Annotated in this window: 13 protein-coding genes and 1 pseudogene; 6 read left to right on the forward strand and 8 right to left on the reverse strand. The window is 57.0% G+C overall.

Features of this window, described 5'->3' with window-relative positions; genetic code table 11:
• Nucleotides 1-103: 103 nt before the first annotated feature.
• A pseudogene (locus ACZ0A4_RS25480) lies at nt 104-904 on the reverse strand (phosphatase PAP2 family protein).
• A gap of 105 nt (nt 905-1,009) precedes the next feature.
• Here ACZ0A4_RS25480 and hslO point away from each other — a divergent pair.
• The gene (hslO, locus tag ACZ0A4_RS25485) at nt 1,010-1,912 is read left to right on the forward strand and encodes an Hsp33 family molecular chaperone HslO (protein ID WP_463576769.1); all 903 of its coding nucleotides are present in this window, start codon (nt 1,010-1,012) and stop codon (nt 1,910-1,912) included.
• Between the two features lie 182 nt (nt 1,913-2,094).
• On the forward strand, nt 2,095-3,636 hold the full coding sequence (locus ACZ0A4_RS25490) for a phosphoenolpyruvate carboxykinase (RefSeq protein ID WP_007917942.1): 1,542 nt from the start codon (nt 2,095-2,097) through the stop codon (nt 3,634-3,636).
• 118 nt (nt 3,637-3,754) lie between these two features.
• On the opposite strand, the gene ACZ0A4_RS25495 is transcribed toward ACZ0A4_RS25490, so the two are convergent.
• From ACZ0A4_RS25495 to ACZ0A4_RS25520, 6 genes are all read right to left on the reverse strand, one after another.
• Nucleotides 3,755-4,354 carry a Fic/DOC family protein gene (locus tag ACZ0A4_RS25495; protein ID WP_463576770.1) on the reverse strand — a complete coding sequence of 200 codons (600 nt, stop codon included), beginning with the start codon at nt 4,352-4,354 and terminating at the stop codon, nt 3,755-3,757.
• Complete coding sequence (locus ACZ0A4_RS25500) at nt 4,354-4,524, reverse strand: YhfG family protein (protein WP_007917944.1); 171 nt, start codon at nt 4,522-4,524, stop codon at nt 4,354-4,356. Before ACZ0A4_RS25500 ends, ACZ0A4_RS25495 begins: the two co-directional genes overlap by 1 nt.
• Nucleotides 4,521-4,742, reverse strand: a complete 222-nt coding sequence (locus ACZ0A4_RS25505; RefSeq protein WP_463576771.1) for a hypothetical protein — start codon at nt 4,740-4,742, stop codon at nt 4,521-4,523. Before ACZ0A4_RS25505 ends, ACZ0A4_RS25500 begins: the two co-directional genes overlap by 4 nt.
• 74 nt (nt 4,743-4,816) lie before the next feature.
• Nucleotides 4,817-5,116 carry a hypothetical protein gene (locus ACZ0A4_RS25510; protein WP_463576772.1) on the reverse strand — a complete coding sequence of 100 codons (300 nt, stop codon included), beginning with the start codon at nt 5,114-5,116 and terminating at the stop codon, nt 4,817-4,819.
• Between the two features lie 341 nt (nt 5,117-5,457).
• Complete coding sequence (locus ACZ0A4_RS25515; RefSeq protein WP_463577638.1) at nt 5,458-6,600, reverse strand: hypothetical protein; 1,143 nt, start codon at nt 6,598-6,600, stop codon at nt 5,458-5,460.
• Between the two features lie 94 nt (nt 6,601-6,694).
• Nucleotides 6,695-6,970 (reverse strand): hypothetical protein, encoded by a 276-nt coding sequence (locus tag ACZ0A4_RS25520; RefSeq protein ID WP_077570236.1) that lies wholly within the window; start codon nt 6,968-6,970, stop codon nt 6,695-6,697.
• A 303-nt stretch (nt 6,971-7,273) separates the two neighbouring features.
• Between ACZ0A4_RS25520 and ACZ0A4_RS25525 the strand changes: the two genes are divergently transcribed.
• From ACZ0A4_RS25525 to ACZ0A4_RS25540, 4 genes are all read left to right on the forward strand, one after another.
• On the forward strand, nt 7,274-7,777 hold the full coding sequence (locus ACZ0A4_RS25525) for a polysaccharide deacetylase (RefSeq protein ID WP_463576773.1): 504 nt from the start codon (nt 7,274-7,276) through the stop codon (nt 7,775-7,777).
• Between the two features lie 179 nt (nt 7,778-7,956).
• Complete coding sequence (locus ACZ0A4_RS25530) at nt 7,957-9,891, forward strand: RecQ family ATP-dependent DNA helicase (protein WP_463576774.1); 1,935 nt, start codon at nt 7,957-7,959, stop codon at nt 9,889-9,891.
• Between the two features lie 132 nt (nt 9,892-10,023).
• On the forward strand, nt 10,024-11,250 hold the full coding sequence (locus tag ACZ0A4_RS25535; protein ID WP_463576775.1) for a 3-hydroxyacyl-CoA dehydrogenase: 1,227 nt from the start codon (nt 10,024-10,026) through the stop codon (nt 11,248-11,250).
• Between the two features lie 143 nt (nt 11,251-11,393).
• A complete protein-coding gene (locus ACZ0A4_RS25540) occupies nt 11,394-11,825 on the forward strand; it encodes an acyl-CoA thioesterase (RefSeq protein WP_122594019.1) in 432 nt (143 codons plus the stop codon).
• A 53-nt stretch (nt 11,826-11,878) separates the two neighbouring features.
• Here ACZ0A4_RS25540 and ACZ0A4_RS25545 read toward each other — a convergent pair whose 3' ends face one another.
• Nucleotides 11,879-12,361, reverse strand: coding sequence for a glycine zipper domain-containing protein (locus ACZ0A4_RS25545; RefSeq protein ID WP_016986401.1), 483 nt, complete (start codon nt 12,359-12,361; stop codon nt 11,879-11,881).
• Between the last annotated feature and the right edge of the window lie 90 nt (nt 12,362-12,451).

The following is a 12,451-nucleotide window of genomic DNA, read 5'->3' on the forward strand; positions in this document are numbered from 1 at the left end:
CCTCTTCGCGAGCAGGCTCGCTCCCACAGGAGATTGCATTCCAATGTGGGAGCGAGCCTGCTCGCGAATCGAGGGCGCAGCCCTCGCCGAAGACAGTTCGGTATCAGGCGCTACGCACCACACTCATCCGCGACACCAGCGGCAACTTGCCCAGCAAAGCAAAGATCGGCGCGGTCACCTTCAACCAGAAGTTCGAGGCGTGATACGCAAACGGCGTGTAGTAACCCCAACCCAACGCCCACACCGCCAGCAGCAAACCGCCGATGTAATCGTCCTGCCCCCAATGCGCACCGGCCACCAGTCGCGGCAGCATAAACAATAGCGCCAGGCCCCAGATCGTCAAAAACTGCCCGACGGTGCGACTAAACACGCCCATGAACAGCGCCCAGATCAGCAATACCGAAGCGTGGTCACCCGGGAAACTCTGACTCGAGCGATCCTTCAGCTCCCAGGTCTTCTCCAGATGCGGGAAGTAGTCGCTGATATGCACCGCACCTTCCAGCACCATCGACGGGCTGCTGTGCTGCCAATCCATATGATCGGCGAACTTGGAAAACAGCGCGCGGATCACCACCATCAACAGCAGGATCGAGAAAAAACCGAAGAATGCGCGACGCACATCAATGGCCTTGAACACCCAGTCGCCCTTGATCAGCAGCGTCAGCAGAATCAGGCCGACGACAATGTCGAACGGTCGCAGACTTGCAATTGCTCAGATGTGGAGCCATATGGGGTTGCGGGCCAGCGGTGCATTGAGCGAGCGGAACAGCCACTCGTCGAAAATCACACACAGCGAGTTGCCCGTAGGCCATAACCAGAAAGCCAGTAGCGCCAACGGCACTACGTTGCACAGAACCAGCCGGCCGAGGTTCCACCTAGATTGGAACAAACCCGGATTGTTCATAAAATGCCTCCCATGGCAGAGCAGTCGGCACCAAAAAGAGTGCCAAGAAGCGCAAATTTTCACGTCTTGTAACCATTTTGTCACCACATTCAGATACCCAAAATTATGACCGAGCTAGCGGATACCGATTTCACCCAACGTTTCATCTTCGATGACAGTGACACCCGCGGCGAATTGGTGGCGCTTGAGCGCAGCTACGCCGAAGTCCTCGCCAAGCACCCGTACCCGGAGCCGGTGGCGCAATTGCTCGGCGAATTGATGGCGGCGGCATCGTTGCTGGTGGGCACACTGAAGTTCGACGGCTTGCTGATTCTGCAGGCGCGTTCCGAAGGGCCAATTCCGATGCTGATGATCGAGTGCTCCAGCGAGCGTGAAATCCGTGGCCTGGCGCGTTACGACGCCGAGCAGATCGCGGCGGACGCGACCCTCGCTGACCTGATGCCGAATGGCGTTCTGGCCCTGACTGTCGACCCGACTGTCGGCCAGCGTTATCAGGGCATCGTCGACCTCGACGGCGAAACCCTCTCCGACTGCTTCACCAACTATTTCGTCATGTCGCAACAGGTTGGCACCCGCTTCAAGCTGTTTGCCGACGGTCGTCGCGCTCGTGGCCTGCTGCTGCAGCAACTGCCGGCCGATCGTCTGAAAGACGAAGAAGATCGCGCCGCCAGCTGGCAGCACATCACCGCACTGGCCACCACCCTGACCGCCGATGAATTGCTCAGCCTGGATAACGAAACCGTATTGCATCGCCTCTACCACGAAGAGCAGGTTCGTCTGTTCGATGTGCAGAAACTGCGCTTCCGTTGCAGCTGCTCGCGGGAACGCTCAGGCAATGCGTTGGTCAGTCTCGGTCTGGAAGATGCGCAGCAATTGGTGGTCGAACACGGTGGCAACATCGAGGTTGATTGCCAGTTCTGTAACGAGCGCTACCTGTTCGATGCCACGGATGTTGCTCAATTGTTCGCTGGCGCAGGCGTGGACACGCCGTCAGATACCCGGCACTAAAACGGTTCAGCGCAGGTAAATTCACTGCGTAACGACGGAATATCGCCGTTACGACGGGAGGACCCTACTCTTTTTGGGCGTTTCTGGCATAATCCGGCCCACTTTTTGTCGCGGTAGTAGTGCACGACTTTCTACTACAAAACGTTTGGAGCACACTCGGCCACTGGCCGACGGGGAATCTCATGACGCAAGCCAATAACGCCGTGTACACCGATCTGAGTGTTGATGATCTGGTAAAAGAAGCCTTGAACCGCGGTGAGGGCGAGCTTGCCGATACCGGCGCTCTGGTTGTTCGCACTGGTCACCGCACCGGTCGTTCGCCTGTTGACCGTTTCATCGTTGAAGAGCCTTCCACCCAGGCCGCTATCGCCTGGGGCCCGATCAACCGCAAGTTCCCGGCCGACAAGTTCGATGCCCTGTGGGCTCGCGTTGAGGCGTTCAACAACGCGCAAGAGCACTTTGTTTCCCACGTGCATGTAGGCGCGGCGGAAGATCACTACCTGGCCGTGAAAATGACCACCCAGACTGCCTGGCAGAATCTGTTCGGTCGTTGCCTGTTCATCAACCCGGCCCAGTACAACCCGGCCGGTCGTGAAGAGTGGCAAGTGCTCAACGTGGCCAACTTCGAGTGCGTGCCTGAGCGTGACGGCACCAACTCCGACGGTTGCGTGATCCTCAACTTCGCACAGAAGAAAGTGCTGATCGCTGGCATGCGTTACGCCGGTGAGATGAAGAAAGCCATGTTCTCCGTGCAGAACTTCCTGCTGCCGGCCGCTGACGTGCTGCCAATGCACTGCGCTGCCAACATAGGCGAAGAAGGCGACGTGACCCTGTTCTTCGGTCTGTCGGGCACCGGTAAAACCACCCTGTCGGCTGACGAAAGCCGTTACCTGATCGGTGACGACGAACACGGTTGGGGTGAAGGCGTGGTGTTCAACATCGAAGGCGGTTGCTATGCCAAGTGCATCGACCTCTCCGAGAAGAACGAGCCGGTTATCTGGAAAGCCATCAAGCATGGCGCTGTGTTGGAAAACGTCGTTATCGACGACGCCAAGCACGCCGACTACGCCGATGTCAGCCTGACCCAGAACAGCCGCGCCGCGTACCCGCTGGAGCACGTTGCCAAGCGTTCCGAGCACAACCTCGGTGGCGAGCCAAACGCGGTGATCTTCCTGACCTGCGACCTGACCGGCGTACTGCCACCAGTGTCGATCCTCAACGAAGAACAAGCGGCCTACCACTTCCTGTCCGGCTACACCGCACTGGTGGGCTCGACTGAAATGGGTTCGGGCAGCGGCATCAAGTCGACCTTCTCCACCTGCTTCGGCGCACCGTTCTTCCCACGTCCGGCTGGCGAATACGCCGAGCTGCTGATCAAGCGCATCCGCGGCTTCGGCTCCAAGGTTTACCTGGTCAACACCGGCTGGACCGGTGGCGGCTACGGCGTCGGCAAACGCTTCAACATCCCGACCACCCGCGCAGTGATCGCAGCGATCCAGAGCGGCGCGCTGATCGGTGCAGCCACCGAACACCTCGACACCATCAACCTCGACGTGCCACTGGCCGTACCGGGCGTCGAAACCAACCTGCTCAACCCACGCAACACCTGGGCTGACAAGGCTGCGTACGACGAGGCAGCGAAAGCACTGGCCGGTCTGTTCATCGAGAACTTCAAGAAGTTCGAAGTGAGCGACGCGATCAAGGCTGCTGGGCCGAAGTTGTAAGATTGGTTTTTTGTGAATGAAAAAGCCGCCCTTTAGGGGCGGCTTTTTTGTGGGCGAAAACAAGACTAACTGGCAATATTCCCGCAGAAAATGGCCTTAACTACCAGAATACTGCCACTTAAAGAGCCAGCTTTTCGCCAATGCAACGGTCAAAGATCGCCACTAGCCCCCGATAATCACATGACACAGCATCAATGTTTGCTGGGACCCAAGCGTCATCTTTAACCAGCCACCAATCGACTGGGAAGCCTGCGTTAATAATGATTTGTTCAAATAATAGGCGTTGCGCTCGGCCATTACCTTCGCGAAAAGGATGGATGACATTCAAATCGCCATAAGCCTCAGCGATGTTCACCACAAGTTCTGGTTTGCCCATTCCCAAGAACCACGCCGAGCGCTCCATCACGCTAAAGATTTTTTGCGCTTCTGGAAGAATTCGCTCTGCAGTGCAGAAAAATGTTTGTCCCTTTTTGATGTTAACGGTACGCAACTGCCCGGCCCAATCGTAAACATCGCAAAAAAGAGTTTTATGGGCGTGCTGCAGGACACTTAAATCATAAGGAGGGGGGAGAAGACGAAATCGACTGATCGAGATTTCCGAGAGCTCTCGCTCTGCTTTTTGCAGTTCTTCTTCACAGTGGATGTCGAGCAAGTTACGCAGAACATCACTATGAGGGTAGCAATAGGGGTCTTGTCCGACCCCATATTTGTCCGTCATTAACGTGCAGTCTGACGATATTTTTCGATGACCGATTCCCTTGATGGAAGCGGTTTCTCGGCATCGGCACGGCTGGTATCGAAACCTTCCAGACGTAAGCTCGCCAGATAGTTTGACCGGCGTACTTTGTCGTAATAAGCCTGCTTCTGCTGGAACGTCAATTCGCTCATTTCATAGGCCTCTTGGTGCAGGACTCCAGTGTAGCGCAATCGTGTGGAGTGATAGGTTGGGATTTTCGATCCTTAAAGCGAGGCTGTTCATCGAGAGTCTGTTGGTTTTTTTGAATCATTTTGCCAGCCTTGGATATACGCGATGGTGCACATTCACCACGCAGAATTTCGTCCATTTCTCGCACGCTTTCCATCAGCTCATCAAAGAATTTGCTCATGGTTGCTCCCATGTTTGATTACCGTTTTTTGATCGCTCTCACAGAGTGCATAAGAGCGATACGAGCACTCAATTTCAGGCTGGAGCCTTCCAATTGAGCATCCGCTGCTGCGCAACCTGCAGCAGGTCGCAGCCATCCTGCGTCAGCAGATAGAGGGCGTGGGTGATGTGGGGGATGTCTTCGACGTCGGCTTGTTTGAAGCTGAGGCAGTAGAGGGTGCGTAGCAGATCGGCGGAGGCGCGCAGGCGCTGGACGGCGCATTCGAGGATGTCTTGTGGATTGGCCGTTGTGTCGATGATCAGGGGCTTGGTGTCGGTGAGGTTGGATTCGAGGGGGCGGTAGCGTTCGGTAAGAAACTGATTCCATGTTTTCATTTTTAGATATCTCTGAAGGTATCGAAAAACCGCTGCTACCGTGACCAAGCGGTGGAGGCGGGCTGTGTTCAAGTTGGTCAAACCGGCAGAGATAACCCGGTACGCCGAAGCGTCCCAAACACAGCCGCCATAAAGCGTGCCGACAGAATGTGCTGGCAGCATACAAGGGCATGCATCAGTTATCTCTGTTTTCAGGTGACCAAACCTGAGCCGCTGATTGCTTAGCGACAGCCACGACTATAGGTTCGCGCCCTCAAGTCGCGATAGGCGACAAAGCGTCGGGTTGCGTAGGAACGGGACGAAGATTTCATCAGACGTTCCTACCAACTCGTCATCATTTTTCAACGCAGATGTTTATATGCCGAAACATCCAACGAACTCGTCGTCAGCCCCGTTGCCGGCGCGTAGATCGAACCCTTTACCGCCGAAAACGGCACCCCTTTGCTACCCAGCGAAACATAGCGCTCACCTTTATCCAGTTCGGTGAAGTAGGTGTAGGAAACGCTGTGCATCTGCTTGTAGCGCGCTTCGTCGGCGACGATGGCGCCCGTCAGGCGCAGGAGGTCGGCCTCGCTCAGGTTCAGGGTTTTGTTCAGTTGTACGCCCCAGCGTTTGAGGCAGGTTTCGGCGAGGTGGCGAACGATGCGGCCAGGTTCCACCAGGGTTTTCAGGTCGCTTGCGCTGGCAGGCACGCCACCGTCAGCTGTGGCGTTGCCGGCCATGGTCGCGTGGCGACCGGCCATCGGGTACACGCAGGTTTTAGTGCCGGTGGCGGTTTGTGGAATGACGCAGCTAAACCCTTTGGAACGCTCATCGCGGGCATAGAAGGCGACATATTCTTTAACGTTGGCACCGAGCTTGACGCGCTGATCCTGGAAGTTGCCGATTCCCGGGACTGGATCAAGGGCGAATATATTCACCGGGATATTGTTGAGTTGAGGATCATTTAACATTGCATTGGCCAGCATATGGCAACTTATTCCGCCTCGACTCCAGCCCACCAGATTGACCTGGGTGGGAGTAACGCCGTCCTTGCGAAATGTTTTGATGATCTGCTCCTGTAACTTCTGCTGGGTCACGCTGCGATCGCCGTAGTTATATTTGCGCCAGAACCACGAACCCTCGACTTTTACGTCTTCAATAGGAATGCCGGCGGCTTTAAGGCGGTTGTATTCAGTCTCGGTCAGTTGCTCGCGCTGCCAGTCGCATTTGCCCTTGATGATATTGATGGCATGCTGCACGTTTTCTTCCCAGCCTTTGCCAAACAGCGTGCCGGTAAGGCCGTACTCCTTGGTTTTGGTAAACAGGTCGTCGGCTTGCAGGTTGCCACTGCCAGGTCCGTCGACGACGATCCATTCTGCGAACTCGCGGCCGGTATGGTTGGAAGCCAGCGTGGAAACCAGTTCGCCGTCCCAGAAGTTTTCATGGGCGGTATCGAACTTGTTGGAACCCGTACCGCAAAAAAATATAGTTAAAATTGTCATGGTGTTGCTCTCGTTTAGTTGTAAGAGCGAACAAGTTAGTGTCGGTTGCATCTATAAATAAAGAGTTCTGGTGTTTCCGGATTTGTAGCGCGTTTTAGTTGTATGTTGTTTGGGGTGGTTTTTGTTTGGCAACTTCAAGCAAATCGCAACTGTCCTGTACCAATAAATAAAGGGCATTGACGATGTTGGGAATATCTTTCACGTCAGCTTGTTTGAAACACAAACAATAGAGCGTTTCCAGCAAATCTCCGGCCGCGCGTAAACGCTGATCGGCGGCATTGATCAGGTCAGTCTGGCTGGAGTGGCTGTCGATAAGCAGTACCGGCTTTTCGCTGTAGCAAGTCTTGAGGGGGCGATAGCGATTGATCATGGTGAGGCGTGTCCTGTTCGAAGGCGCTGGGGCGGGCCGGCAGAGTGTTTGCAGCCGCGCCGGCCACTATAGAAGGGCGTTTCGCGGTGGGACAAGACAGCCGCAATGGACAGTATTCGTAGGGGTTTTTCCGTGTTTTGAGGAAATGCCCTACGTGATTTCGCAGCATTTTCGAGGCAAAACCCTTAGGCGTAATAATTCCTACGGGATTGTCAGGCGATTCGCGGTAAACCACTGTATCGTGCGCGCCAGAATCTGTAGGGCGTTTCCAAACGTCTGACACGCGCTTAAAGGGAATTAGGTATGCACTGGCTACGAATGGCCGCAATTTTATTGCTCGGGCTGGGCACTTGCCGTTTGGCCATGGCCTCGGACGTTGGCAATGCGTGGGTGCTGGATCGCCTCGATCGCACCGATTGGCCGGAGGCACTCATCAGCCAGGCGAGCATGGACACGGCGTCGCGCGGTGAAGTGTTGATGTTCGCCAAAGCTCTGTTGGCCAGCGAAGCGCTGGATGAAGAGGGGCTTGAGCAGCGACTCGGTGTGCTCCACGTGCAACTGAAGTCGATTCGCCACGTGCGCGACGGCCTCTGGGAGGGTTTGCTGAGTATCTATCGCAACGCCAGTCAGAACTGTGATGAGCAACCGTTCTGCCCGCGTGTGCGCAGCGTCGCTGATCTGCGTCAGTTGGCGGCAGCTTTTACTGGCGACATCAGCCCGGCCCATGCGCTGTGGGCGAGCAAGAGCCAAGGTGTGCATGAGCAGATGCTGAATGAGCAGTTGCGGGTGGCGGTGTTGCGTCCCTGAACTTCAGGATTTGTTTTGTTCTGAATGGCCTCTTCGCGAGCAGGCTCGCTCCCACAGGGGCCGTGGCGTTCAAGTAATCGCTGTATCATTCCGAATCGATTTGGGCCCGACCTTTTCTCGACTCGCTGCGATCGCCCGCTAGGCTGTTGGCATGGCAGCAGTCAATGGAGTGACAGCGAATGCACAACACCCTGGAACAGGTTTTTGGTTTTCCACAGTTTCGACCCGGGCAAGAGGCGGCGATCAGCGCAGTGCTGGCCAGGCGCTCGGCGGCGGCGATTTTTCCCACCGGTTCCGGCAAGTCAATTTGTTATCAACTGCCGGCGCTGATGCTGCCGCACCTGACGTTGGTGGTCTCGCCGTTACTGGCGCTGATGCAGGATCAGTTGGCCTTCTTGCAGCGTCATGGCATCTCGGCGGGCAGCATTGATTCGGCGCAGAGCCGCGATGATGCCAATGACGTGATGGCCCGCGCCCGTTCGGGTGAACTCAAGATTCTGATGATCTCGGTGGAGCGCTTGAAAAACGAGCGTTTTCGCAACTTTTTGCAGCAGGTGCCGATCTCGCTATTGGTGGTGGACGAGGCGCATTGCATCTCGGAATGGGGCCACAACTTCCGGCCCGATTATCTCAAGCTGCCGGACTATCAACGTCAGTTCAATATCCCGCAAACCTTGCTGCTGACCGCTACGGCAACACCGAAAGTCATCGCCGACATGCAGGCTAAATTCGCGATCGCCGCCGCTGATGTGGTGACCACCGGTTTCTATCGGCCCAACCTCAATCTGCTGGTGGAGCCGGTACGTGGCCAGGACAAGCGCCGGCGGCTGGTGGAGTGGATGGCCGAGCGCCCGGGGCAGCCGAGCATCGTCTACGTGACCTTGCAGAAAACCGCTGAGCACATCGCCGAACACCTTGAGCGCAACGGCATTCAGGCCGAGGCGTATCACGCAGGTTTAGCCCACGACAAACGCGAAGCGATCCAGAAACGCTTCATGGCCGGGCACTCCAATTGCATCGTCGCGACCATCGCGTTCGGCATGGGCATCGACAAGAGTGACATCCGCAATGTGGTGCACTTTGACCTGCCCAAATCCATCGAAAACTACAGTCAGGAAATCGGCCGCGCCGGACGCGACGGGCAGCCGTCGGACTGTCTGGTGTTGGCCAATCGCGACAGCCTCAACGTGCTGGAAAACTTCGTCTACGGCGATACGCCGGAGCGCGACGGCATTCGCTATGTACTCGACGAACTGAAGGCCTCAGTACCGGAAGGACAGTGGGAGTTTCTGCTCGGGCCGCTGGCGGATCAGAGCAACATTCGCGCACTCCCGTTGAAAACCTTGTTGGTACAACTGGAGCTGCGCGGTTTGATCGCGCCGCGCTACGCCTATTACGCCGAATACCGTTTCAAATACCTGTTGGAGCCTGAAGCGCTGCTTGAGCGTTTCGACGGTGAGCGCAGGGATTTTGTCGGCGCGATCATTCAGACCTCGCCTCGTGCGCGCACTTGGGCCACGGTGAATTTCGAGGCGATGTACTCGCAGTATTCCGCCGAGCGCAATCGAGTGGTGAAGGCGCTGGATTACTTTCAGGAAAAGGGCTGGGTCGAACTGGAAAGCAAGCAGATGACCGAGGTCTACAGCCTTCTGAACAGCGACTTTGACAGCGATGCCTTGAGCGCTGAGCTGCATGAATACTTCACGCGGCATGAGCAGGCCGAAGTGGCGCGCATCCACGCGATGCTTGAAGTCTTCGCCAGCGAGCGCTGCCTGGGCTATCGCCTGGCCGAGTATTTCGGTGATCACAATGCGCCTGAGCAGTGCGGGCATTGCTCGGTGTGTCATGGCCAGGTGGCGCGGTTGCCGGCACCACCGGAATTGCCCGCGCTTGTGGATAAAAACTTTGCGGCGCTGTGTGGCGACTTTATCCACAGGCATGAGCAGCACACCGGGGTCATCCCGACAGCAGAGCGGCTGACGCGGTTCCTGTGCGGAATCAGCGTGCCGTTGTTCACCAAGCTCAAGGCGCGAGCGATTCCGGGGTTTGCGGCATTGGAAGAGTATCCCTATGCCGAAGTCCGCAACTGGGCTGATGATCATTTGCTCGATTAAACATAAATCCTGTGGGAGTCAGGGCGCCTGTATCCATCCGCTGAATGTCGATCATCACGGTAATAAACTTCAAAAACCGTCGTTGGCTGACTATGGTGAGACCAGTCTTTGGATCGCCAACAAGAGAACAATATGAGCCAGACATCCTTCGATATTCAGCAGGCCGCCGTGATCGGTGCGGGCACCATGGGGCGCGGCATTGTCATGTGCCTGGCCAACGCCGGCGTGAGCGTGCGGTGGGTGGATAACAATCCACAGATGCTTGAACAGGCACTCACCACCGTGGCCGAGACTTATGCACACAACGTGCGTCAGGGGCGGATTGATCAGGCCGAGGCGGATGCGCGTTTGGCGCGGGTCAGTGCGGCGGCGGATTACGCGGCGATTCGCAATGTTGATCTGGTGATCGAGGCGGTGTACGAAAATCTTGAGCTGAAGCAGAAGATCTTTCGCGAGCTCGATGGCTTGCTCAAGCCAGAGGCATTGTTGGCGAGTAATACCTCGGCGCTGGACATCGATGCGATTGCTGCCGCGACGAGGCGTCCGGAGCAAGTGCTGGGCCTGCATTTCTTCAGTCCGGCGCACATTATGAAACTGCTGGAAATCGTTCGCGGCGCGCAGACTTCTGCGACGGTGCTGGACGCGGCGCTGGCTCTGGGCAAGCGCATGGGTAAGGTCAGTGTGGTGTCGGGCAACTGCCACGGGTTTATCGGCAATCGCATGCTGCACCCGTATGTACTGGAGGCGCGCAAGATGTTGCTTGAAGGCGCTTATCCACAGCAGGTCGACGCGGCGCTGCAAGGTTTCGGTTTTGCCATGGGGCCGTTTCGCATGTACGACGTAGTCGGCATCGATCTGGAGTGGCGTGCGCGCGAATTGGCCGGCAAATACCAGGATGCGCCGGAGGTGCAGGTAGATAACCGCTTGTGCGAGATGGGCCGGTTTGGCCAGAAGTCCGGCAATGGCTATTACCATTACGAGCCGGGTAGTCGTCAGGCTGAGCACGATCCTGAGGTCGATGCGCTGGTGTTGCAGGTCAGCGAAGGGTTGGGCTTCCAGCGCCGCGAGATTGGTCCGCAGGAGATTCTGGAGCGCTGCCTGCTGGCACTGGTCAACGAGGGTGCAAAGATTTTGCAGGAAGGCATCGCCCAATCGGCACACGACATCGATCTGGTGTATCTGAACGGCTACGGCTTCCCGGCGGACAAGGGCGGGCCGATGGCCTGGGCGGATCAGCAAGGGCTGGCGGACATTCATCAGCGCTTGCTGGCGCTGGAGACGCGGCAGGGCGATCAGTGGAAACCGGCGCGGTTGATTGGTGAATTGGCGGCGCAGGGCAAGGGATTTGCAGATCGTTAGGTTTGGCGGCGGTGCTGACGCCTTCGCGAGCAGGCTCGCTCCCACAGGAGAGCGCATTTCAAATGTGGGAGCGAGCCTGCTCGCGAAGGGTGCGGCGCGATTTTGAATTAGACTCGCCCATTAACTTCAGGGATTGTTGAGCAATGTCCAACCCGATGCCTCAGCGCACCGACTACCCTCACTTCCAGCCCATCACCACGCGCTGGCACGACAACGACGCCTACGGTCACGTCAACAACGTCACCTACTACAGCTTCTTCGACACGGCGGTGAACACCTACCTGATTCAGGTCGGCGGTCTGGATATCCATGACGGCGAGGTGGTGGGATTTGTGGTCAGTTCTGCGTGTGATTACTTCGCCTCGATCGCCTTTCCGGATCTGATCGAGATCGGTCTGCGGGTCGGCAAGTTGGGCAACAGTTCGGTGCAGTACGAATTGGCGGTGTTCAAGGTCGGTGAAAGCGAGGCCTGTGCGGCCGGGCGATTCGTGCATGTATTCGTCGATCGGGCGAGCAATCAGCCAGTGCCGATCCCTGCCGAATTGCGGCAGGCACTGGAATATCTGGTGGTGTAAACGGCAAAAAAAATCGCAGCCCTCGGGCTGCGATTTTTGTTCAAGCATTCACATTAACGGTGGCGATAGTACTTGTGATGCTTGCGATGGCCATAGGCATGGCCGCGACCACGGTGGTCGTCGCGGTAGTAGCGACGGTCATCATGACGACGGTCGTAACGACGATCATCGTCATCGCTCTTGTTGCCCATGTAGTTACCCAGCGCGCCACCCGCGCCGCCGCCTGCTGCGGAGCCGATCAGGCTGCCGGTGGTGCCGCCCATGCTGCGGCCGACTACGTTGCCGCCGGCTGCGCCCAGCGCACCACCGATGGCGGCTTCGCCACGGCTGCGTTTGTCGGCACCAACCGCACTACCACCCGCGCCGCCAAGGGCTGCGCCGATGGTGGAACCTGTATTGCCGCCTAAAGACTGACCGACGACCGAGCCAAGAACCCCGCCCAATGCGCCGCCCACACCTGCTTCGGTGGTGCCGCCAGCAGACGCAAAGCCACTGACCAGGCCAAGGGACAACAAGAGAATCGAGGAGAACTTCATAGAGGAGCCTCAAAGGGATGACGGCGCCGATCCTGAGGCTCTGGAATGGGTGTGACAATCGAAATCCGACGAATAACACGACTTGTATAC

This window comes from Pseudomonas sp. AC172, from assembly GCF_979258595.1.